Source organism: Pseudomonas sp. MWU13-2862 (assembly GCF_023242495.1).
In the GTDB taxonomy this organism is placed as follows: Bacteria; Pseudomonadota; Gammaproteobacteria; order Pseudomonadales; family Pseudomonadaceae; genus Aquipseudomonas; species Aquipseudomonas gingeri_D.
The window spans coordinates 83,577-105,261 of sequence record NZ_JALMEZ010000021.1 but is presented as its reverse complement, the minus strand read 5'-3'; the positions used below and the strand labels follow the sequence as shown (position 1 = coordinate 105,261).

The window sequence follows — 21,685 nt, the reverse complement described above, 5'->3', positions numbered from 1 at the left end:
GAATGGACGGCCCTGGATGATCGCCTGCTTGTCAGGAGGCGTTCAACAGGCGAGCATATGCGCCCTCTGTCGTCCACGTCGTAGAGCCTATGAAAGCGACTTTTTCCATTCGTTTGCTGTTGATGATCCTGCTGACAGGCATGGGCGCCGGGGGGGCTGTGACGGCACAGGCCCAGGCCAGCAGCGTGCCCGCGACGACGGAGAAGCCGCTCGGGACCCCGGCCAGCAGCGTCAAGCTGGTGAAGAAAAAGCCGCTGCCGAGTAAACGGGCAACAACCCGGAAGGCTCAGCCGGGCAAGGCCAAGCGACGTGCACCGATTGCCGCCAAGGCCGTGCCGGCCAGTGACGCGCTGAACACCAAGCTGCCACCGGCCCAGCTGGATCTGAGTCTGCCCCAGGAGATGGTCAAGCGTCTTGAACCGGTGGGCGCAGTGCCGTTGTCGAAAAGTCGGCCGTTGTTACCGCAGCTATTCGAAAAAACGCCTGAACAGACACCTTTCCAGCTCAACGGGCGCTTGCTCAAGAATGAGATGGACCTGCAGCTGCGTAACGAAAACCGCAAGGAAGTCGACGGTGCGGCCCTGGATTTTGAATTCAAACAGTAAAACGGCCTCTCCCTGCACAACGCTTCGTCGGTGACTGCCCGGTCATGGGGCTTATCGGTGAAAAACAATTATGCGACCAATTTTAAACAGCCGTTTTAGCGGTTACTCTGTCTTCCACACACCGTTTCCCTTGTCAGGAGCTTGTCGTCATGAAGTGCCGTGAGGGCTGTGGCGCTTGTTGCATCGCCCCTTCCATCAGTACACCGATTCCGGGTATGCCCAACGGCAAGCCGGCGGGAGAACGTTGCGTGCAACTCTCGGTCGAAGGTCTGTGCGGCCTGTTTGGCAAGCCTGAACGGCCCTCTGTGTGCGGGGCTTTCCAGGCCGATCCCGAGGTGTGCGGTAGCAGCAGTGAAGAGGCTATCCGCTTGATCGGCTGGTGGGAGCAAATGACAGCGGCTTAAGGTGTGTTCAATGACCGGAACTTCAACAATAAGGAATAAAACAATGAGTTCGCTGCATCGAATGGCTGTGGTTTGTGGTTTGACTGTCTTGTTGAGCGGTACTGCCTACGCGGAAAACTGGGAAACGGCCAAGGATCAGGACGGCATCAAGGTTTCCCTGAGTGAAGTGGCCAACTCCCAGTACAAGGCCTACCGTGGCGTGACCCTGATCAAGGCGCCCGTGGCGAAGATCCAGGCGCTGCAGGAAGACGTGGTCGGCGCCTGTGCCTGGATTCACGAGTGCAAGTCGCAGAAGCTGCTGAAGAAGGACGGTGACCTGAGCTGGACCTACACCCAGTTCAAGGCACCGTTCCCGGTCACCGATCGTGACTCGATCTTGCAGATCACCACCACCAAGGGCGCTGACGGCAGCCTGACCCGCACGCTCAAGGAAGTGCCGACCTACCTGCCGGAAGAGAAAGGTTATGTCCGTGTCGCCCAGGTCGAAGGCTTCTGGAAGCTGGTGCCCAAGGACGGCGGCATGACCGAAGTGACCTACCAGGTGCATACCGAGCCGGGCGGCAGCGTGCCATCGTGGCTGGCCAACAAGTTTGTGGTCGATGCGCCGTTCAATACCCTCAAGGCCCTGAAGGAACGCGCCGAGAAGTGAGGGGCTGAAACCTTGTCGGAATATTCACGGACCTTGTGAACCTGGCTTGTCGGCGAAGTTTTTAGTGGTCTTGAGGGCCTCTTCGCGGGCAAGCCCTGCTCCTACAAGGTTATGCAGTGTTTTCCAGGGCTTGTGCGGCTCAAAGCAGGTTGAACGATCTCCTGTGCCCCACAGTCCAGATGTTATAAGCCCATCCATGGGCTTTACCGAGGAGGCACCGATGAGCAAGTGGGCAGTTACCTTCGTCGACGATCATGGCGTGCAGGACACCGAACAGTTCGAATGCGCCAGCCAACCGGACCTGGAACAGGCCGCGCGATTGATTCGCGCCAAGCTGTTGCCGGTTCCTGCCACACTGGACCTCAATGACCTGGAAGGCCGTGCCCCGGACCCGACAGTCAAAAGCCTGAAGGATCAGAACAGCATCGAGATCCTCAGTATCACGCCTTTACCCTGACCGCGTTTTTTCCTCTGCATTCCCTCTGGCAGAGGCGATGTCATCGCGCTACTCTGCAAGGGAGATCAGCGAATGATTCGCTATAGGTCTGGTCTTGTCAGCTACATGCTTGTTTCCCGTTTGTCGTATCGCCAGCGCCGTTCGGTGCCTGGTTCGGGAGTACGGAAAGTCTATCCAACGCTTGCTGAGGAGGACGTTTCATGAGCACAGCCTATCAAGAAGACATCAGCAGCAACGTGCTGCGCCGCATGAAAGAAGGCGGTTTTGATTTCGCACGCATCCATCCCATCGAGTTCTATGCCGTTTTCCCGGACGAGGAGCGGGCGCGCAGGGCGGCAGGCAAGTTTCGCGGTGAATCCTTGAATGCCCAGGTCAGTGTCCGCGACGACGGCGCCTGGTACCTGGAACTGAGCAAGGTGATGTACGCCACCTATGGCGGTATCGGTGACTTCGAGCAGAACTTCGGGGCGGTGGTCGAGCCCCTGGGCGGTACGATCGAAGGGTGGGGCGTCAAGCACCCGGTGCGGGCACTCAATTGAGTGCACTTCTTCTTTCAACCAGCAACGGCTGACCCAAGGGTTGGCCGTTTTTGTTTATCACGCACAAAAAAGGACCGCCCGCGCAGGCGGACAAACTCTGACTATGCTGGTGGATAGGCAAAGCCTGCTTCGCAATGAGGCGCTGCTGATTACATTGGGGCGTTTACTGCACAGTGATGGTGCGGCGCAAGTTGGATGATTATCCAACCTGTTGATATTAAAGCGTTTATGCCGATGGCACGGGCCTTGCGAAGGCTCTTGTGACCGGGTGACAAGGAGCACGGCATGATCCGCACCTATTTTGACGAGATGTACGATGCCGGCGGACAGGTCCGCCCGCATTACCGGGAATTTGCTCGTTGGCTGGCCGACACTCCCGAGGAGTTGTTGGCACAACGGCGACGTGAGGCCGATCTGCTGTTTCATCGCGCCGGGATTACTTTCACCCTCTATGGAGACGAGCAAGGCACTGAACGGCTGATTCCGTTCGACACCATTCCCCGCAGCATTCCCGCCAGTGAATGGCGTGTCGTGGAACGCGGCTGCATCCAGCGGGTCAAGGCGCTGAACATGTTTCTCGCCGACCTCTACCACGAACAACGAATCATCAAGGCCGGGATCATCCCCGCCGAACAGGTGCTGGCCAACGAGCAGTACCAACTGGCCATGCAGGGCCTGAACCTGCACCGCGATATCTACTCGCATATTTCCGGGGTCGACCTGGTTCGTGATGGCGACGGCAGCTACTACGTTCTCGAAGACAACCTGCGCACTCCCAGCGGCGTGAGCTACATGCTCGAAGACCGCAAGATGATGATGCGCCTGTTCCCCGAGCTGTTCGCCGCCCAACGCATCGCGCCCATCGACCATTACCCCAACCTGTTGCTCGACACACTGAAAAGCTCCAGTCCTCTGGACAACCCGAGCGTGGTGGTACTGACGCCCGGGCGCTTCAACAGTGCGTTCTTCGAGCACGCGTTCCTGGCCCGGGAAATGGGCGTGGAACTGGTGGAGGGGGCCGACCTGTTCGTGCGTGACGACAAGGTCTTCATGCGTACCACCGACGGCCCGAAACAGGTGGATGTGATTTATCGCCGCCTCGACGACGCCTTCCTCGATCCGCTGGCCTTCAACCCCGATTCGATGCTCGGTGTGCCCGGCCTGCTGTCGTCCTACCGGTCCGGCAATGTGGTGCTGGCCAATGCCATCGGCACCGGGGTGGCGGACGACAAGTCGGTGTACCCATTCGTTACCGACATGATCCGTTTCTACCTGGACGAAGAGCCGATTCTGAAGAACGTGCCGACCTGGCAATGTCGCAAGCCCGAGGAACTCTCCCACGTGCTGGCGCATCTACCTGAATTGGTGGTCAAGGAAACCCAGGGCTCGGGCGGCTACGGCATGCTGGTGGGGCCGGCGGCGAGCGCCGCGGAAATCGAGAATTTCCGTGCCCGGCTCAAGGCCAAGCCCCATGCCTATATCGCCCAGCCGACGTTGTCCTTGTCGACCTGCCCGACCTTTGTCGAGAGCGGCATTGCCCCGCGCCATATCGATCTGCGTCCATTTGTCCTCTCCGGTCGCGAGACCCGCGTGGTGCCGGGCGGGCTGACCCGCGTCGCACTGCGCGAAGGCTCCCTGGTGGTGAACTCGTCCCAGGGCGGCGGCACCAAGGACACTTGGGTGGTCGAGGATTAAGGAAGCCTGACATGCTAAGTAGAACTGCCTCGGATTTGTATTGGATGTCGCGTTATCTGGAGCGCGTGGAAAACCTCGCGCGGATGCTCGACGTGAGTTATTCGTTGTCGCTGATGCCGCAGGACGGTCGGGGTGACGGCCTGCATGAAATGGCCATGCCGTTGTTGATCACCGGTACCCTGGACGATTACCTGGAGCGCCATGGCGAGCTGCATGCCGACCGGCTGCTGCACTTCTTCGCCCTGGACGCGGCCAACCCGGCGAGCATCTTCAGCTGCCTGCGGGCGGCACGGGCCAGTGCCCATGCGGTACGTGGGCGGATTACCGCGGACATGTGGGAAAACATCAACGCCACCTGGCTGGAGATTCGCGGCATTGCTGACCAGGGCCTGGGGCGTTATGGCATGAGTCGTTTCTGCGAGTGGATCAAGGAACGTTCCCACCTGTTCCGTGGGGCGTCCTACGGCACCATCATGCGTAACGATGCTTTCCGTTTCATTCGCCTGGGTACCTTTATCGAACGGGCCGACAACACCCTGCGCCTGCTGGATGCCCGCTATGACATGGCCGGCGACCAGGCTGACGCGGTCAGCGACGGCACGGCCCACGCCTATTACCAGTGGAGTGCGTTGCTGCGGGCCTTGTCGTCGTTCGAGGCCTACACTGAGATCTACCGTGACGCCCCGGGCGCGCGGCAGGTCGCCGAACTGCTGTTGTTGCGTGCCGATGTGCCGCGCTCATTGCGCGCCTGCACCGAAGAAATCGACCAGATCCTCGCCAGCCTGCCGGGCATCAACGGCCGGCCGGCCCAGCGCCTGGCCGCCGAGATGGACGCGCGACTGCGCTACACCGGTATCGATGAAATCCTCGATGAAGGCCTGCACACCTGGCTGATCGAGTTCATTCCCCTGGTTGCCGAACTGGGCAACGCCATCCACAGTTCCTACCTGGAGGCTGCATGAGACTTTCCATTAGCCACGAGACCACCTATCACTACGAGGATCAGGTTCGGGCGAGCATCCAGTATTTGCGTCTGACCCCCCACGACAGCGAGCGCCAGCACGTGCTCAGCTGGCAACTGACCCTGCCGCGTCCGGTGCGGGCGCAGCTCGATCCGTTCGGCAATATCCTCCACGTGCTGACCCTCGACGAGCCCCATGAAGCCATTATCATCGGCGCCCGGGGCCAGGTGGATATCGACGAGCAGCGCGAGGCCGAACACGAGAGCCAGTCGGCCTTGCCGTTCTTGCGCATGACCCGTTTGACGGAGCCGGACGATGCCCTGCGCGGCTTCGCCGACAAGCAATGCCGCAAGCGGCGTGATCGCAGCGCGCTGATCGACCTGATGCAGGCGCTGAACCAGCACATGACCTACACGCCGGGTGCCACCGAAGTCGACACCAGCGCCGCCCAGGCCTTTGCCCGGCGCGCCGGGGTGTGCCAGGACCATACCCACGCGTTCCTGGCGTGCGCACGCAGCCTGGGGATTCCGGCGCGGTATGTGTCGGGGTATCTGTACAGCGAGAACAGCGAGCACCTGGCCAGTCACGCCTGGGCCGAAGCCTGGCTGGACGACGCCTGGTACAGCTTCGATGTGACCAATCAGTTGTCCCGGCCCGAGCGCCATCTGAAACTGGCGGTGGGCCTGGACTACCTTGATGCTTGTCCGGTCCGTGGCATGCGCCGGGGCGGCGGCTGTGAGCAGATGCACGCCAAGGTGCTGGTGTCACCGACGCCGGTGTTGCCGGTCCTGTCGGTGCAGCAGCAATAACGTCTTAGAGCGGCTGTTTGCGCTTGGCCATATGTTTCAAGTACGCCACCAACTGATCCAGTTCGCCGTCCGGCAGCACCGCCGGGGCGAACGCGGGCATTTTTGCCTGTGGCCAGTGCCGCAGGCTCTGCGGGTCGCGGATATAGCGTTTGAGGTAGCCCGCGGCGAAATATTCGGTGGGGTTGTAGGGCACGTTCAGGTCCGGTCCGACTTGTGCGTCTCCGGCGCCGTTGAGTCGATGGCAGGCCATGCAGTTTTTCTGGAACAGGGCAAAGCCCTTGTTCACCGGATCATTGGCCGCCAGCTTCGGGTCCGGACGCAGGGCCGGGAAACGTTCGGCCACCGGGGCCAGGCGTTGGATACTGGCCATCTGGTAGGGCCATTGCTCGGGACTGATATGGCCGGCCTGCGGGTCTGTCCAGACCAGGTAAAACGGCCCGGCACTCGGTTTGCCGTCAGCCAGTGGCGGCCATGGCTGAGCCGGATCCTCCACCGCCAGCCAGGCTTGGGCGCCTTGGCGGTTCAACAGTGGGGCGGCGCCCATCTCGGCGGCAAAACCATCCAGCGCCACCGCCTGTAGATGATCGTCGGCCTTGATGCCTTGCAGCAATGTTGCCATCGGCACGGCGCGATAGGTCATATCGCGCTTGTAGGAGACATCATCCTTGACGGTGATGGTCTGGGCCAGGCCCAGCAGTTCCTCGGTTTGCCAGGTCCGGCTGCCGGTGCCTTGGGGCAGTTCCAGTTGCGCGGCGTAAAGGGCAGGGCAGAACAGCAGGGAGGTGAGCAGTATCAGCGGTTTCATTCGGCAGGAGGACCTGATGGTGCGGCCTCGTCGGCCGTGTTGTCGTCGTTTTCGAAGACCCAGCTCGGGGTGTCTTCGACATGGTCGAAGATCGCGTCGCGCAATTCTTCGTAATTACCGCCGTTGACGATGCCGAGGTAGCCATGCTTGATCAGCGTGTCTTCGGCATCGAGGGCGTGCTGGTTGGTGTCGCTATAGATGACCACCGTGGCGCTGGGATCGAACACCACCTGGCGCAATTGGTAGGCCAGGCCCTCGGCGTTGTTGCCGGTGCCGTCCTCCAGGGCCAGGTCGACTTGCAGCGAGTTGTGCACATTGCCGGCGGCGAAATCGGCGTTATTACGCAGATCGAGAATCAGCGCACCGTCGCGGATTTCGTCCACCGCGCGATTCACATCGATGATGCCGGCCTGGGCGGAAAAGCTGATGAGCAGCGCGGTAATGATGATCCAGTAGCGCATGAGTCACCCTCCATCGAGTCATGGCTCAAGATTGGCACACAAAACCGCACTTCGGTAGTGAACCCGTAAGGTCGGTGCGGGGTTGCCGGGAAACACGCCACAGAGCGTCTAGCCGATCACTTTGGTGAGGTTCGGCAGGATCAATAGTAAGGTGGTGGCGATGACGATGAGACCGGCTTGACGGATTTTCGAATGTTTGAACATGGCGGACTGCCTTTTGTTGTTATTCCTGACGACGACTACTGACAACAATGCTAAAGGTGACGTAGGCGATGCCCCGGCAAAACCCGACGGCCATCGCTACAGGCTTAACCTTAGAGCCCGCGTCACACTTGGCTTAGAACCATTTCGTATCATTAGATCAGGAAGTCTTTTTAAAAAGGCATGAGGCATTTCGCCAGCCGGCTAGCGGGCCTTTTGCTAGACACGTGCAAGGGTGAAAAGCGACTGTCCCTTAGCAGACTACCGTTCGTCCGAGTGTGAGGGGCACGGCCGTTCGGCCTCCCTTTCGTCGGTTTGCCGGCAAGCTGAACCGGAGCTTGCGAGCGCGCGTTCTGTGCTTGCCTTGAAAGCAGGTTTCAAGGCAGGCTCGGGTTTCATTCTTTATCTTTTTGTGTCAGGTATTTTTATGTCGTTACGCATCTGCATTCTGGAAACCGATGTCCTGCGCCCGGAACTGGTCGATCAATATCAGGGCTACGGGCAGATGTTCGAGCGCCTGTTCTCCCGGCAACCGATCGCGGCCGAGTTCAGCATTTACAATGTGATGCAGGGCAACTACCCGAGTGACGAGCTGAGTTTCGACGCGTACCTGGTGACCGGCAGCAAGGCCGATTCCTTCGGCAGCGATCCGTGGATCCAGACCCTCAAGGTTTACCTGCTCAACCGCTACGAGCGTGGTGACAAGCTGCTGGGCATCTGCTTCGGTCATCAATTGCTGGCGCTGCTGCTGGGCGGCAAGACCGAGCGGGCGACCCAGGGCTGGGGCGTGGGCATCCATCAATACAAGATGGCCGCCAAGGCGCCGTGGATGAGCCCGGTGCGCGAAGAACTGACCTTGTTGATCAGCCACCAGGACCAGGTCACCGCACTGCCGGAAAATGCCACGGTGATTGCCTCCAGCGATTTCTGCCCGTTTGCCGCGTACCACATCAACGACCAGGTGCTGTGCTTCCAGGGGCATCCGGAATTTATCCACGACTACTCCCGGGCGCTGCTGGAGATCCGCCAGGAGTTTCTTGGCGAGCAGATCTACTCCAACGGCGTGGCGAGCCTGGTGCACGAGCACCACGGCACCACTGTTGCAGAATGGATGATGCGTTTTGTGGCGCATAAGCCAGAGGCGGCATCGGCCTGAATCGGTGAGGGCGTCGACGGGTGCCTTCAGGGGCCTGGGCGGCGCCATCAGCGGCGTTGAGTTATAGCCAGCCGGATCTCTTGAAGCTGGCCCATAACGTCACGCAGCCTACCGAGATGAACCCCAGAACGGCAAAGTAGCCGTAGTGCCAGCTCAACTCCGGCATATTCTGGAAGTTCATCCCGTAGATCCCGGCCACTGCCGTCGGAAACGCCAGGATCGCCGCCCAGGCGGCGAACTTGCGCTGTACCACGCTCTGACGCGCCGCCTCCAGCAGCACGCCGATCTCGATGGTCTGGCTGGCGATATCGCGCAGCGTCGCCAGGTCTTCCATCTGGCGGGTGACATGGATCTGCACGTCGCGGAAATACGGGCGCATGTTCTTGTCGATGAACGGGAAGTCCAGGCGCGACACCTCCTCGCTGATCTCCACCATCGGCGCGACGTAGCGGCGCAGGCGCAGCACGTCCCGGCGCAGATGATGGATGCGCTGGATATCGCCTTCGTTCAGGGCGCTGCCGAGCACATTCTTTTCCAGCTCGTCGATCTCGGCGTGGATGGCTTCGCTGACGGGCTGATAGCTCTCGGTGACGAAGTCGAGCAGGGCATACAGCACAAAGTCCTCGCCGTGCTCCAGCAGCAGCGGCCGTGCTTCGCAGCGTTGCCGGACGTGGGCGTAGGATTTGGAGTGGCCGTTGCGGCAAGTGATGATGTAGCCGTTGCCGGCAAAGATGTGGGTTTCGATGAACTCCAGCTTGCCTTCATGGCGCACCGGCGAATAGGTGACGATAAACAGTGCATCGCCGAAGCTTTCAAGCTTGGGTCGGCTGTGTTTTTCCAGGGCGTCTTCAATGGCCAGTTCGTGGAGATTGAACTGCTTTTGCAGGTTGGCCAGTTCCTGGGCGTTGGGCTCTTCGAGGCCGATCCAGACAAAGTGGTCGGGCTTGGCCGCCCAGGCACTGCCTTCATCGAGTGTGATATCCCGGACTTTCCTGCCGGCACTGTAAACCGCCGAGGCAACGACTCTACCCATAGTGCTGATCACTTCTTCTTTTTTGAGGGAGGGGCGGGGTGCAGCTTATCCCGCCGTGCCTGATCAGAGTCAGCAAACGCGTGGGAGTTCGGGGAAAAGTTGTCGATCCATGGCTTCGATGCAGGCGCGCATCTGTTCCCGGCATTCGGCGATCAGCATCGGCATATCGTCCAGCGTCAGCCCGGCGGTGGGAATCGCCGGCAGCGAGCGGATCAGGATCTTGCCGCTGCGCCAGCGGTTCAGGCGCATGTGCTTGATATAGCTGCTGACACACACCGGCACGATCGGCACGCCGGCGGCAATGGCCATCTGGAACGCGCCTTTCTTGAACGGCAGCAGTTCTTCGCCCAGGTTGCGCGTGCCTTCCGGGAAGACCCAGATCGAGGTGTCCTTGTGCTGCAAGGTTTCGGTGGTGGTCAGCATGGAACGCCGGGCTTTGTGGGCGTTGCCGCGGTCTATCAGCACATTGCCGGCCAGCCAGAACAGCTGGCCGAACAGGGGGACCCACTTCAGGCTTTTCTTGCCGATGCACACGGTGCGGCGGGGGACCACATTGCCGAAGACGAACAGGTCATAGTTGGATTGATGATTGGCGACGATCACACAGCTGTGGGGGTTGTCCGTCAAGGCGCTGACCTCGGCCTTGACCCGCAGGCGCAGGATGCACATCGCAGGCAAGGCATAGAGGCGGGCACACAGCCGGCTGTTGTCCGGATTGAAGGGGCGACACAGCCCGAGCAATACACCGAGCACCCCGGCCAGCACAAAATGCAGTCCCATCAACAACATACGCAGCAAAAACAACATCTACAGGTCCCGCCCGGACAAAAGGTGGCGCAGTGTACGGATGTGCACTGTTTTCGGCAATTGCCGTCTGTAGCCGGGAGATGGCGATGTTTTAGCGCATGTTTCCGCTTGCTGGCGACAGGTGCGGGCTAGAGCGGTTGCGAGGTTGTGCCTTGCAAAACGGGGAGTCGCTCCAGAGATACCTCGCCCGAACACACATGCTGGATACGACCACAATCCTGTAGGAGCAGGGCTTGCCCGCGAAGCTTTTGGCGGCCTTGAAGGCCTCTTCGCTGGCAAGCCAGGCTCCTACAGTTGGTCGTCATACACAAACTCTGCATACACCAAAAATCTGTAGGAGCAGAGCTTGCTCGCGAAGCTTTTGGCGATCTTGAAGGCCTCTTCGCGGGCAAGCCCTGCTCCTACAGTTTTGTGCCGTACACAAAATCGGTGAACGACGGAAGACTGTAGGAGCAGGGCTTGCCCGCGAAGCTTTTGACGGCCTTGAGCGTGCCTGTGCGCTGAAGGCCTACACCCGAGGCTTAGCCCATATGTTCCTGATCGAGAATGATCGCGTTATCCAGGGTTTCCAGCAGCGCCTTGCGCACTTTCAGCTTGGTGTTCTTGTGGGCGGTCATATTGATCTTCTTCAGCTCCTGGGCGGCGGCGAGTGCGGTGCCTTTCAGCGCATCGGCGGCCACCACCTTGTCGAGGAACCCGGCATCCACGGCATCCTGCGGATTGAACATCTCGCCATTGATCACCGAGCGGTGGAATGCCGAACGACGCAGGCGATCGCGGGCCAGTTCGATCCCGGCGTGGTGCATGGTCATGCCGATCTGCACTTCATTCAGGCCGATGCTGAACGGCCCTTCGACGCCGATGCGATAGTCGGCCGAGAGCAGCAGGAAAGCCCCCTTGGCCACGGCGTGCCCCGGGCAGGCGACGATCACCGGGAAGGGGTGGGACAGCAGGCGGCGGGCGAGGGTGGAACCGGCGGTTACCAGGCTCACGGCTTCCCTGGGACCGGCGGTCATCACTTTCAGGTCATAGCCGCCGGACAGGATGCCGGGCTGGCCGGTGATGATGACGATGGCGCGGTCGGCGGTGGCCTGGTCCAGGGCAGCGTTGAACGCGGCAATCACGTCCGGGGAAATGGCATTGACCTTGCCATTGCTCAAGGTCAGGGTCGCGATACCGTCGTCGAGGTGGTAAGAGATCAATTCACTCATGACGCAATTCCTTATATAGAAGTGGGGCAGACGTTACCCAGCCGCCGGGGTCAGGTAAAGCGCCGTGACTGACTGGTGAGTCAGGCTTTTCCGCCTGCGGGCCGGGTGGACGGCTTGCGGCGGGCCTGCTGTGGAGAGGATAGAGCGCTACGCGGCGGGCCGGAGATTGGCGGTTTTGCCCTGATCCACGAGGTGGAGGCATGGGGGAGCGTGGCTGATCGACTTAACCGCATGAAAATTCTGAAAAAAACCTTTGCCATCGGAAAAGCTTTCGACTACATTAGCGCGCCTCGACAGACTGAATAGGTTTGACGAGATACGGTGAAGTGTCCGAGTGGCTTAAGGAGCACGCCTGGAAAGTGTGTATACAGGAAACTGTATCGAGAGTTCGAATCTCTCCTTCACCGCCACATTCAGTAAACGCAAACCCCTGATTTTCCTAGAGAAAGTCGGGGGTTTGTGGTTTTTGACGTCCGAAAAATGGCCATATGGGACAGATTTGGGACGGATGCGCTTTTTTGGTGCGAAAAAAGCCAAGGAAAGATGCGTGGGCTAATCTGATCTCGCAGGCACGATTTAGACTTCTGGACCTTTTATTCAAGGACGATCCAAATGCCAAGTAACTCGGATTCCAATATCGCCACTGCCGATGCGCTGACGCTGCTGCTGCACAACCAGCACGCCCTAGGTGCGGCAATCGAAGAGATCACGCATTGGATTTCAGGGGATGGCGCAGACACTGTTGCCGATAACGCCCTTGCGGCTCTGGGAACACTGGATACAAACGCAAAAGCGATTACAGAGGCGATCATGCGATTACGGCTGCGCTAGGAGTCGCTGTGACTGGCATCAAACGACCAGAAGCAGACATGATCTTTAAACGGAAGCTCGACAACTACTAGGCAAACAACGATTTCATATTGTACACCGGCGAAGCGAATAATAATTAACAGATTACTTAAATCGAGCATAAGGAGGTCACGATGTCATCACTAGATCAAAAAATAGTTAGTGAAGCAGTAAAGCCGGGGCTGGAACTTATAAATGCAGCATTATCTCCGACTATCGAGAGAGTCAAGAAGTGGGCTATTGAAAAAGAATTAAAAGGAAAGCTTGATGGCGATGCGCTCTCTCTAATAGTTGAGCGCTATCTAATAAAACTTTCAGAGCGTGTAAGAGAGATAACGTCCATTACGTTTCCTCAGTTAAAACTGAATATATATGAAGCGTACGAACCTCTTTACATGGTGCGAGGTTCTCACTTCGACACGTCCAAGAATTTAATATCCGCTGACGAACTCGTTTCTTCTCCGTCAAGGCCAATTATCATCGTCGATGGCGCTGGAATGGGAAAGAGTACTTTTTCAAAGTTTATAGTTGCGAGACTATTATTTAAGTCCGATCGAATCCCAATTCTATTCGATCTTAGAAAATTAGATCCGAAGCTAGATATTACAGAAAACTTCGCAACTGAGCTTGACTTTCCTGACGAAAAATTTGACAGAAAGCTTTTTTATCGGCTTTTGAAATTGGGTAAATTTTTCGTAATACTCGACGGTTTCGACGAGACACCAATTGATCATCAGCACTTGCTGGCAAATCAACTCCACGAAATATCAGTAAAAGGCGGGGAAAACGCAATACTTATCACAACTCGTCCTCAAGAAGTAACCCCGGACCTGATAAATGCAACCTCCTTGAGGTTTGCACCTTTTACTCTAGAGCAAGCATTATCATTATTAAAAAGATACGATAAAATCTCTGGATTAGATGTTGGAGAAAGACTCGGCAAAGAAATATCTAGTGTTCCTTCTAAGTTTATCGAAAGCCCACTTTTAGTATCGTTGCTATATAGGACCTATGGAGTAAATAATTCAATCGCGGACAAGATATCGACATTTTATGACGAGATATATCACGCTCTTTACAAAGGGCACGACTTAATTAATAAGAACGGATACGCTAGGCACAAAAAATCAGGCCTTGGATTCGAGGACTTTAGAAAGCTGCTACGAGCTCTTTGTCACTACATGATGCTCAGGATGAAGACCTCATTTAACAGCCTCAGCGAGGCTGACAGCTTCATCGAGAATGCGGCCAAGATAAGCTTAGCTATACCTAGTTCCACATCAAGCTTCTTGGATGATTTGCTTGTCGCCGTCCCTCTAATGCAACGAGATGGTACTGAATATAAATTCTTCCATAAAACACTATTAGAATACTTTGCTGCGGAATACATAATATTTAACGAGTCCAGCCTGTCTTTGCTGAAAAAGATATTTGAAAGTCCGCTGGCTCCATCTTTTGTTAAAGTATTCGAATTTTTAAATGATATAAATCCGGTGCTTTTTGAGTCCGTAATAACTCAAAAATTTGCACTGGAGGCGAAAAAATTTGGTCCCAGTGAGAACGAGCAAGTCAATGCCATTAATACCTGTCGATTTGTTTATAATTTCAAAATCGGACTTTGGGCTTTCGAAGGGAACTCAGAGACGTTAGAGCAGGAAGGCGGAACCTATATTGATATTCTTTCCGGCGAGGTACATAATAGCGGTAAGCTGGGTACTACTCTATGGAGAAACGGTACGCTTAATGGTGTTCGATTTTTTCTTGCTTTTGCATATTCTAACAAGCATGAAAACTTACATGAATTGGCTTGGGAAGCTATAACCTCAAAATGCCCCGCTCAACTCAAGTCTTATAGGGATGATCATGTTTTTGATGGATTAGAAAAAATAATACCAATAGGGAAGTGGATTAATCCAACAACCAAAATAGTCAAGGATCTATACTCTGAAAACATCGCTGTAAAAGAGCTGTTTTTATCGGCTCTAGATGATGAGTCTATTAGCGAAACAGCAGAGGCACGCATGTTAGATGTTGAAAAAATTGATGATCTTCTCGCAAAGATAAAGTCAAGAGCTAGCTTGGATATCGAAATGAAAGATTTTCTATAGTAAAGATACTTCTATGTTGCAACCCGATAAGAGGAGTTTTGCGACTGAAAACCGCCTGTGGGGTTAGTATATGGCAGATCCTCGGACACTGCTCATGGCTTGTTACGGCTTTGACTACCAATGAATAGAACGCCTTATATGTGAAATAGGCCCCCACGCTTTGTCTAAGCTTGGGGGCCTTTTCATTGATCCACGGAGACCGGCACTCCATGGACTGGTCCCCCCCCGCAGGTTGGTTTGCTATAGCTTTAACGCTAACTGCAGCATCCCGACGACATCCGGCCCGTCCTCATTGATCCACGTCCCGTAATGCTGGCGGATCATGTTCCCGTTGGTATGCCCCATCTGTTCAGCTATCCAGTCGATCGACGCTACACCGGTGGTCAGCAACTGACTGGCGTACGTGTGCCGGCACTGGCCAGGCCCGCGATAGCGAACGCCAGCCGCGAGCAAGTGAGCCTTAAAGAACCTGTCCCGTACGACGAAGTCGTTGACGTGCGGCAAGCCGCTTTTAGTGTTCAAGAAGACAAAGTGCAGTTTGTGTTGGCGCACCGTCTTGTTGTCACGCTCGACGATATCAACGGTTTCCGCTTTCTTTTTCCGATTCAACGCATCGATCTTCTGCAGTGCGTCCCAGGCGGGTGCGAGTAGGCGAACCTTGCGTGTCGATCGCCGGGTTTTCGTCACCCTGTACGCCCCGCGCACCTTGGACCTGCGAAAGGTCACAGTGCCTTGCTCCAGGTCGACATCCTCCCAGGCCAGGGCGATGGTCTCGGATACCCGGGGGCCGGCCCAAATCATGAACTGAACCATCAACAGCTCTTGCGTACGGCTGGTCGGTGTTTCGAGGATCTGTTTGATTTCCGCCCTAGTGAACGGGTCCGGCGCCTCGGGATCTGGCAGACGCACCATCAAACCCTCGGTTGGGTCGTGCGCGACTTTCATCCTGGTGCGATACAGCCGGAACACCTGCCGCACGTTGCTGATGATGTCGCGGATGGTTTTGTTTTTGAGTGTTTTAGACAGGGTGCCCTGGATCCACTCCTGCAGGTCCAGGTGATCGATCTTATTGATCTGTACCTTCCCCCAGTGCGGCCGCACATGGACCTCTGCCTTGTTTGCGTAGCCTCGATAGCTCGACGCCGCCACGCTGTTGGCCTTGATTTTTAACCACAGGTCCAAGTAATGGCCGAAGGTGTTTTCGACCAGCTTGGCCGAGTTGGGGAAGTGCCGAGCGTAATCAAAGGTGCCGGTCTGTATCTCATACTCGATGATGTCGACCAGGCGTCTTGCCTGGGCCACGATGGCCGGCGTGTTGCCGCCCGGGATTGATTCCCTGCATTTTTCCCCGTTGTGTTGAAAATAGATTCTCACGGAATTCCCGCGAGCTTCGACCCCACTCATGTAAACCCCTAACACTGTGCTCGTGTATCGACAGTCTGACGATCGGAAACAAAAAGGCCCGTTTCCGGGCCAAGTATCTGGAAGCGCATCTTCTGGTGGACGCGGCTTACCGCTTAGGCTCGTGGTTGCGCAGATGGGCGTTCTGCAACTGGCGCCGCCGGCTGCATTTCAGATGATTGCCCTGGGCGCGCCACTTACCGCATTGGTCGCAAATGCTGGTGTAGTCAATGTTCCAGGGGAAGCGACGTGTACGCGTTACTGCAGGATAGTTAGACATTGCGTGACTCGCCCCGGTCTGTGGGATTGGCGAGCAACTGAGCGACTACTGCAGCGTCCGTTTCGCTCAGTTCCCCCAAGGTGGTGGCCATCTGGCTGAGGCTTTCGAGACGGGTTCGTGATTCAGGGGTTTTGTGTACCAGGTAGCCAATGACTGCCGCGCCGATGATCGCGGTGGCCACAAGGTGCCGTGCCGGTGTGGTAGCCTTCGTGCCGCTGCTGCTTAGGTTCTGTGCTTGCATGGTATAGCCCTTTGCTGTGGTTAGGTGTCGGGGAGCTGCAACTCCTCGACACTGCTTCTTTTAACGTCAGTCCTTACGCGCCAGATGAATCACCAGGTCGGTAAAGCTCGGCTCATGCTCGACGCACGACTGCCATTCCAGAACTCTCAGAATCTGCTGTCTGCTGCAGTCATCCACCAGGATCTCGCGTTGGCCACCTGCTGCCCGGACTTCCAAGATCCCCAGCAAACCATCCTCGCCATAAGCTCCGGCCTGGATGATCGGCGCGCTTTCTCCTGCGAAGTCCAGACGGTCCTGAACTGACTGCAGCTTGCTGGTTTTGCCGTCGCCGGCATTGCCCATAAACACTTGGATTTGCATCGGTCTTGCTCTCCTTTACGCCTTGAATGTCCAGCACTTCACTGTGGTCGGCCGGGGTTGTGAACATGGGTTGCGATTGTTGAACGCGGCGCGTACGGCGCTGTGTACTGCCTTATTGCTGTCCAGGAACTTGCGTGATCGGGACTCCTTGAGCAGGTCGCGCAAGGTGCCCACCTCGGCCAGCTTCTGCTTGTGTTCTGTAGCGCGTTCGCAGAACTCGTTGAGGTTGATGGCGATAACAGTTGGGTCGCTGCTGTGATCGACCACCGGGTCCTCGCTGAGGGATTCGAGGTAGTCGTAGACTTCCCAAAACTCGGCCACGGCCGCATGGTCGGAGCTGATTGAGGACTGGCGCTCGATGGCCATCCGGACGATCTGACGCTGGGTGGCTGTGACCTGTGGTGCACTCAATTTCAGTACCAGGCACAGACTGTCCAGCAGCGCGAGCAATTGAGCGTGGTTCTTGCTGATCCTCTCGACGCGGATGTATCCGCGCAGGTCATAACCACAGCTGCTGCAGTTGCCCTGGTCGCTGATGTAGGCCGTACCACACGCGAAACAGTGGGTGTGCAGCCGGCGCAGCTTCGCTTCGTGTTCGGGCATACGCTGGGCGAACAGATCGAGCACCGCGGATTCCTTCCCGACTGCCCGCAACAGGAAGTGGCTCAGGGTGTCACCATCCAGGGCGTTGAGCTGATCTGCAGCTGCCCGGCTTTCCGGTGTAACGATCGGGCGGACGAAGTGCAGTTTCACGATCCGCGTCATGATCGCCTCATGGGCTACCACTGCCGCGTTCTGGGCGATAGCGATAGTTCCGCGAAACGGTGGCTCGTACGTCTCGTTACCGGCTGTCTTGACGCCTTTCGTGGCCAGTGTGCCGCCGCCGAAAAAGTCTTTCAGTTCGTCCCATTCGAAGGTTTTTGCATGGGCTCGGTCTTCGCTATGGCGGTCAGCCTCAAGGAACACCACCGGCATGCCGGAAACCTGACCCATCAGGCGAGAGCGCCCGGCCTTGGTCGACTTCATCGGGTCAAACCCTTCATAGCCCTCTCGGCCGAGCAGCTTCCAAAGCAGGTTGAGCAGGGTCGTTTTACCGGAGCCCGCTTCACCCGTGGCCTCTAGAAAGGGGAATGACTGGTAGCGGGCGCGGATCTGTTCGCAGAACAGAGATCCGAAGAAGAACACCAGGGCGACAACTCCCTGGGCACCGAAGCACGTCCACAGCAACTGCAGCCATTTCTCGTCGAAGCCCTTTGCCTCACGCTGCAGCTTGATGGTGACGCCCTTCTGCAGGGTCTTCAGGCGCAGCTTGCCGAACTCGAAATAGTCTTCGCTGTTGACCTTGTAGGTGGTGCCGTCCTTGATCGCGATATCGCCGTAGACGTAACAGGCGTGCTCCTTGCTGTAGCCCACGTAGTCGATCGTCGACACGGTTTTGATGCCGTACAACTGATCCTTCATGAGCTTGTCGAGCTGCTGGCCGCTGCCGGTGAACATCGCACCTGCAGCCATGCCAAGCAGCCGCTTCTTGAACTCACTCGCGGCGGACAACTGCCCGCTGGTGAAGGTGTTTTTCACGCTTTCCGAGTCGTGGGGGAAGTCGACGCGCAGGTAGTACCAGGACTCGTCGGTCACCTCGTTGCGCTGGAAGTACAGGGCCTGTGGGTAGCAGTTGGCGATCTCCACCACGCTACCGGATTGCTGTAGGGCTTTCTCGCGCTGTTGCGCCTGATTGAGCAACTGATCGTCGTGCTGGTCGCTATCTTCAAGGTCCTGCATTGCCCGGTTGTACTTGTCCAGGTCCAACTTGAACCAGTACAACCGACTGCCGAAGCCGAGGTGAAATTCTCCGCGCTTGTTCCAGTCGTACATCAGCAACGCCTTTTCAGCAGCGCTTTCGGCCAGGAGCAAGGCGCCTTGGTGACGGGCCTGTTTGAGGTCTGCAGCGATCTGTTCGGCGCGCTTTTTCTCGTCCTCAATGAAGCCCCAGCGTTGATGTAGATCGTTCCAGTCCGTTTTACGTCCGTCACGCTGGGGGATCTGCGCCGCCTCGCAGACGAAGCCCAGGGCGCGAGCGTCCCGCGCCCAACGTTTGGTGTAGGCGTGGGCGCCAGGCTCGTTATCGAGAGCCCATACCAACTTCGGCAGCTTCCCTTCGCGGGCTTCGATCAATGCCTTGAGCGATTCCCCGGGGAATGCATTCGACGACATGGCCGATACGGCCGCGATGTCGTTGTGCACCAAGGCGATGGCGTCGAAGATCCCTTCGACGATCCAGATTTCCTTGACCTCAAGCAGGTCAACGCAGGGCGGACACCACCAGACGCCGCGATAGCTGTCCTTGGACTTGAAGCGGGCCTTCATCTTCCCAAACCGGTGCGGCTGATCGATCAGGCGTTCCCACCAGCCACCCTTTTCCAGGGCAAACCGCACAGTGGCGCTGCCGGCGTCGTGTTCACGGGAGTAGTAGCTTTCCTGGGTGAACCAGCCTTGGATCAGTTCAAAGCGAAAGCCCCGGGCAAACTCCAGGTATGCACGTGCGGTGGCATTGGGGTGCTGGTCGGTGGCTGGGGCTCGTTTGCTCCAGTCTTCAAACAGATCGTCGTAAAGCTCTTTTACGTGCAGGGTGTGGCCGCACTTTTCAGGTCGACCACAGATCACCATCCACGGCGTATCGAACCTGGAGTACAGCTCTTTTTTCTTGCACTTGGGGCAGGTGCCGCCGCGCATGTAGTCGGTGCCAGTACGGTGCTTCAGTCCGAAGTCATCCTGGAGGCGTTGCAGCACGTCGTGGCGGAGATCGTCTTTCATGGGTTACTTCACTGCTTTGAGGCTGAGAGAGAGGGCTGCCATCAGGCGTTTTTGTGCGGCCATCACCGGCGTTTTTGCGAGGATCGAGCTGTGCCGTTTATCTGTCGGGACATACCGGTACTCGTCTGCGTACCAGTGGTCGTTGAGGCTCAAGCGGTATTGCTCACGCATGTACGCCAGCAGGGCCTGGGCCTCTGCCGGGGGCATCTGAGCGCTGAGAATTACGGCGTTTGCCATCGTGAAACCTCGATTTCGGGCGTAGCTCACCCAAACCCACGGGATGTGGGGCCGGTGATTGGTTGGGTTGGGGGTTACGAGTTCGTTGAGCGGAAGCGCACGCTGTCTGGAGTATTCAGGATGCGTTCATAAATCAGGCTGACAGGTACAGACCAGCAGTGGCCCTTGATAGGGTCCCTGATCACCGCGATGGTGTCGGTGCTGTAACTCAGGTCGATGCGTTGGCGGAATGCAATTTCCATCAGTTCGATATGTGCGAGGGACGCCAGCCGGGTCGCAATCGGCTCGGCCACACTGAAGCTACTGACCAGGTGATTGATTGTGCGATCGAGGAGCGCTGACAGGTCGCTCAGGTGTTCGCCCTGATGGCGCTCAAGGAACGTCAAGGCGGCGCTCTGCATGCATTCCTGGTAGTCCAAAGTATTGGTCTGAGCGTTCATTTGGCTTTCCCCGATTTGGCGCGGTAGAGATCGATGGCGGCATAGACTTCGGCGGTGCGTGCGGCGATGTGCAAGGTGTGAGCGTTGAGGATCAGTTCGGCTTCGTCTTCGGTGATAACGCCATCCTCAAGCGCCTGGGCAATGATCTGGTCGACCGTTCCCTGTTTGGCCGAACTCTGCATTGCACGGGTATACATCTCCACGTTGTCCAGACTCCCTGGATCTGCAACCGGTACGAACATGCCGCCGTACATCGATGCCACGTAGTTGGCGAAGTGCCGAGTGCCTGTCTCTTGTTCCAGCTGGTATATCTGGACATCCGTCAGGGGGCGGCAGTTATTGTTCTCGTAGGCGTGGTTGTCGAACTTCTTGAGCGACAAACCGATCCGAGCTGCAGCGCGTTCGCGGCCTCCCTGGTAGGTGCAAATAATTGCACTGACGACTTCGCGCCGCGTTTTTAGAAGCCTGGTTTTCATCTTCTGCTATTCCCTCAGTGAGTTGGCCATTACTGTTCGATCATGCCGTCCTTGATCCCCAGTAGGACGGCTGCGCGATGAGCCTCCCCACGGCGACACTGGCTCTGGCCACTCAGCACCGCGTATACGGTGCTGGGATTCAGGTCATGCTGTTGAGCAAAGTCCTTCGCGGATTGACCGCGCTTCTCTAAGGCTTCACGCGCTTTTTTGCGGGCTTGCTCGGTGATGCTTGTGTTGGGCATAGTGCAGATCCGTGCAGTTTCATGTGGTGTGAGATGCACAATGATGCACTTAGGTGCACTTGTAAATAGTAAGGATGAAAAAAAGTGCATCTTTCTGAAGAGATAGGTTCTCGGCTTCAAGAGGAGCGGAGACGATGTGGACTGACGCAACTTCAGATCGCTGAAGCTCTTGGGATCGCCAAACGGACACAGGCGAACTGGGAGTCTGGAACGAGTGACGCCACGGCGTCTTACCTGAGCAGATGCGCGGGCGAATTCGGTTTTGATGTCCCTTACATACTGACCGGTTTGCGAACTACGCTTGCCGTCGACTCGTTGAGCCAAGTTGAGGATGTGTTGGTCAAGCAGTACAGAAGCCTTCCGGAGGAAGACCAGAGGGCGATTCGCCGGTATCTGAAAGCCTTGGCCGATGTCGTTGCCGCAGGATCGAATTAACTTGTAACAAA

The 21,685-nt window shown here is 57.1% G+C and carries 25 protein-coding genes and 1 tRNA gene; 13 read left to right on the top strand and 13 right to left on the bottom strand.

From position 1 onward, the window contains the following. Nucleotides 1–89: 89 nt before the first annotated feature. The 8 genes from M5C56_RS29450 (at nt 90) to M5C56_RS29415 (ending at nt 6,120) form a co-directional block, all read left to right on the top strand. Entirely contained in the window at nt 90–605 is a 516-nt protein-coding gene (locus M5C56_RS29450) for a hypothetical protein (RefSeq protein ID WP_103499492.1), read from the top strand. A gap of 149 nt (nt 606–754) precedes the next feature. After that, entirely contained in the window at nt 755–1,009 is a 255-nt protein-coding gene (locus M5C56_RS29445) for a YkgJ family cysteine cluster protein (protein ID WP_103499491.1), read from the top strand. Between the two features lie 43 nt (nt 1,010–1,052). After that, entirely contained in the window at nt 1,053–1,658 is a 606-nt protein-coding gene (locus M5C56_RS29440; RefSeq protein WP_103499490.1) for an START domain-containing protein, read from the top strand. 220 nt (nt 1,659–1,878) lie between these two features. Continuing rightward, on the top strand, nt 1,879–2,115 hold the full coding sequence (locus tag M5C56_RS29435; protein WP_247263424.1) for a hypothetical protein: 237 nt from the start codon (nt 1,879–1,881) through the stop codon (nt 2,113–2,115). A 200-nt stretch (nt 2,116–2,315) separates the two neighbouring features. Next, on the top strand, nt 2,316–2,654 hold the full coding sequence (locus M5C56_RS29430; RefSeq protein ID WP_100940701.1) for a ribonuclease E inhibitor RraB: 339 nt from the start codon (nt 2,316–2,318) through the stop codon (nt 2,652–2,654). A 285-nt stretch (nt 2,655–2,939) separates the two neighbouring features. Further along, nucleotides 2,940–4,349 carry a circularly permuted type 2 ATP-grasp protein gene (locus tag M5C56_RS29425; protein ID WP_103499488.1) on the top strand — a complete coding sequence of 470 codons (1,410 nt, stop codon included), beginning with the start codon at nt 2,940–2,942 and terminating at the stop codon, nt 4,347–4,349. Between the two features lie 11 nt (nt 4,350–4,360). Then, nucleotides 4,361–5,311 (top strand): alpha-E domain-containing protein, encoded by a 951-nt coding sequence (locus M5C56_RS29420; RefSeq protein WP_100940699.1) that lies wholly within the window; start codon nt 4,361–4,363, stop codon nt 5,309–5,311. Continuing rightward, the gene (locus tag M5C56_RS29415) at nt 5,308–6,120 is read left to right on the top strand and encodes a transglutaminase family protein (RefSeq protein ID WP_103499487.1); all 813 of its coding nucleotides are present in this window, start codon (nt 5,308–5,310) and stop codon (nt 6,118–6,120) included. The genes M5C56_RS29420 and M5C56_RS29415 overlap by 4 nt, the downstream gene beginning before the upstream one ends. A gap of 4 nt (nt 6,121–6,124) precedes the next feature. Here M5C56_RS29415 and M5C56_RS29410 read toward each other — a convergent pair whose 3' ends face one another. Both M5C56_RS29410 and M5C56_RS29405 read right to left on the bottom strand, forming a co-directional pair. Next, on the bottom strand, nt 6,125–6,925 hold the full coding sequence (locus M5C56_RS29410) for a cytochrome c (RefSeq protein ID WP_103499486.1): 801 nt from the start codon (nt 6,923–6,925) through the stop codon (nt 6,125–6,127). Then, nucleotides 6,922–7,386: a rhodanese-like domain-containing protein gene (locus M5C56_RS29405; RefSeq protein WP_103499485.1), complete on the bottom strand. Its 465-nt coding sequence runs from the start codon at nt 7,384–7,386 to the stop codon at nt 6,922–6,924. Before M5C56_RS29405 ends, M5C56_RS29410 begins: the two co-directional genes overlap by 4 nt. 628 nt (nt 7,387–8,014) lie before the next feature. On the opposite strand from M5C56_RS29405, the gene M5C56_RS29400 reads away from it, so the two are divergent. Beyond that, a complete protein-coding gene (locus tag M5C56_RS29400) occupies nt 8,015–8,743 on the top strand; it encodes an amidotransferase (protein WP_103499484.1) in 729 nt (242 codons plus the stop codon). A 61-nt stretch (nt 8,744–8,804) separates the two neighbouring features. Here the strand turns inward: M5C56_RS29400 and M5C56_RS29395 are convergent, their stop codons facing one another. From M5C56_RS29395 to M5C56_RS29385, 3 genes are all read right to left on the bottom strand, one after another. Then, on the bottom strand, nt 8,805–9,776 hold the full coding sequence (locus tag M5C56_RS29395; RefSeq protein ID WP_103499483.1) for a magnesium and cobalt transport protein CorA: 972 nt from the start codon (nt 9,774–9,776) through the stop codon (nt 8,805–8,807). 69 nt (nt 9,777–9,845) lie between these two features. Continuing rightward, nucleotides 9,846–10,583 (bottom strand): 1-acylglycerol-3-phosphate O-acyltransferase, encoded by a 738-nt coding sequence (locus M5C56_RS29390; protein WP_103499482.1) that lies wholly within the window; start codon nt 10,581–10,583, stop codon nt 9,846–9,848. Between the two features lie 521 nt (nt 10,584–11,104). After that, complete coding sequence (locus tag M5C56_RS29385) at nt 11,105–11,794, bottom strand: crotonase/enoyl-CoA hydratase family protein (RefSeq protein ID WP_103497381.1); 690 nt, start codon at nt 11,792–11,794, stop codon at nt 11,105–11,107. A 320-nt stretch (nt 11,795–12,114) separates the two neighbouring features. On the opposite strand from M5C56_RS29385, the gene M5C56_RS29380 reads away from it, so the two are divergent. The 3 genes from M5C56_RS29380 to M5C56_RS29370 all read left to right on the top strand — a co-directional run bounded on the left by M5C56_RS29380 (nt 12,115) and on the right by M5C56_RS29370 (nt 14,751). Then, nucleotides 12,115–12,204, top strand: a tRNA-Ser gene (locus M5C56_RS29380). A gap of 202 nt (nt 12,205–12,406) precedes the next feature. Continuing rightward, entirely contained in the window at nt 12,407–12,625 is a 219-nt protein-coding gene (locus tag M5C56_RS29375) for a hypothetical protein (protein ID WP_103497380.1), read from the top strand. A gap of 152 nt (nt 12,626–12,777) precedes the next feature. After that, entirely contained in the window at nt 12,778–14,751 is a 1,974-nt protein-coding gene (locus tag M5C56_RS29370) for a hypothetical protein (protein ID WP_103497379.1), read from the top strand. 240 nt (nt 14,752–14,991) lie between these two features. On the opposite strand, the gene M5C56_RS29365 is transcribed toward M5C56_RS29370, so the two are convergent. The 8 genes from M5C56_RS29365 to M5C56_RS29330 all read right to left on the bottom strand — a co-directional run bounded on the left by M5C56_RS29365 (nt 14,992) and on the right by M5C56_RS29330 (nt 21,239). Next, entirely contained in the window at nt 14,992–16,155 is a 1,164-nt protein-coding gene (locus M5C56_RS29365) for a DUF3596 domain-containing protein (RefSeq protein ID WP_103497378.1), read from the bottom strand. A 269-nt stretch (nt 16,156–16,424) separates the two neighbouring features. Next, nucleotides 16,425–16,673, bottom strand: a complete 249-nt coding sequence (locus M5C56_RS29360) for a hypothetical protein (RefSeq protein ID WP_103497377.1) — start codon at nt 16,671–16,673, stop codon at nt 16,425–16,427. 66 nt (nt 16,674–16,739) lie between these two features. Then, nucleotides 16,740–17,033 carry a hypothetical protein gene (locus tag M5C56_RS29355; protein ID WP_103497376.1) on the bottom strand — a complete coding sequence of 98 codons (294 nt, stop codon included), beginning with the start codon at nt 17,031–17,033 and terminating at the stop codon, nt 16,740–16,742. Between the two features lie 15 nt (nt 17,034–17,048). Next, nucleotides 17,049–19,844 (bottom strand): toprim domain-containing protein, encoded by a 2,796-nt coding sequence (locus M5C56_RS29350; RefSeq protein ID WP_103497375.1) that lies wholly within the window; start codon nt 19,842–19,844, stop codon nt 17,049–17,051. Nucleotides 19,845–19,847: 3 nt separating this feature from the next. After that, nucleotides 19,848–20,081, bottom strand: a complete 234-nt coding sequence (locus tag M5C56_RS29345) for a hypothetical protein (RefSeq protein ID WP_103497374.1) — start codon at nt 20,079–20,081, stop codon at nt 19,848–19,850. A gap of 74 nt (nt 20,082–20,155) precedes the next feature. Then, the gene (locus M5C56_RS29340; RefSeq protein ID WP_103497373.1) at nt 20,156–20,521 is read right to left on the bottom strand and encodes a hypothetical protein; all 366 of its coding nucleotides are present in this window, start codon (nt 20,519–20,521) and stop codon (nt 20,156–20,158) included. Continuing rightward, on the bottom strand, nt 20,518–20,997 hold the full coding sequence (locus M5C56_RS29335; protein WP_103497372.1) for a YmfL family putative regulatory protein: 480 nt from the start codon (nt 20,995–20,997) through the stop codon (nt 20,518–20,520). Before M5C56_RS29335 ends, M5C56_RS29340 begins: the two co-directional genes overlap by 4 nt. A gap of 29 nt (nt 20,998–21,026) precedes the next feature. Continuing rightward, nucleotides 21,027–21,239, bottom strand: coding sequence for a hypothetical protein (locus M5C56_RS29330; RefSeq protein ID WP_103497371.1), 213 nt, complete (start codon nt 21,237–21,239; stop codon nt 21,027–21,029). Between the two features lie 84 nt (nt 21,240–21,323). Here M5C56_RS29330 and M5C56_RS29325 point away from each other — a divergent pair, with 84 nt between their 5' ends. Next, nucleotides 21,324–21,674 carry a helix-turn-helix transcriptional regulator gene (locus M5C56_RS29325; protein ID WP_103497370.1) on the top strand — a complete coding sequence of 117 codons (351 nt, stop codon included), beginning with the start codon at nt 21,324–21,326 and terminating at the stop codon, nt 21,672–21,674. Nucleotides 21,675–21,685 lie beyond the last annotated feature (11 nt).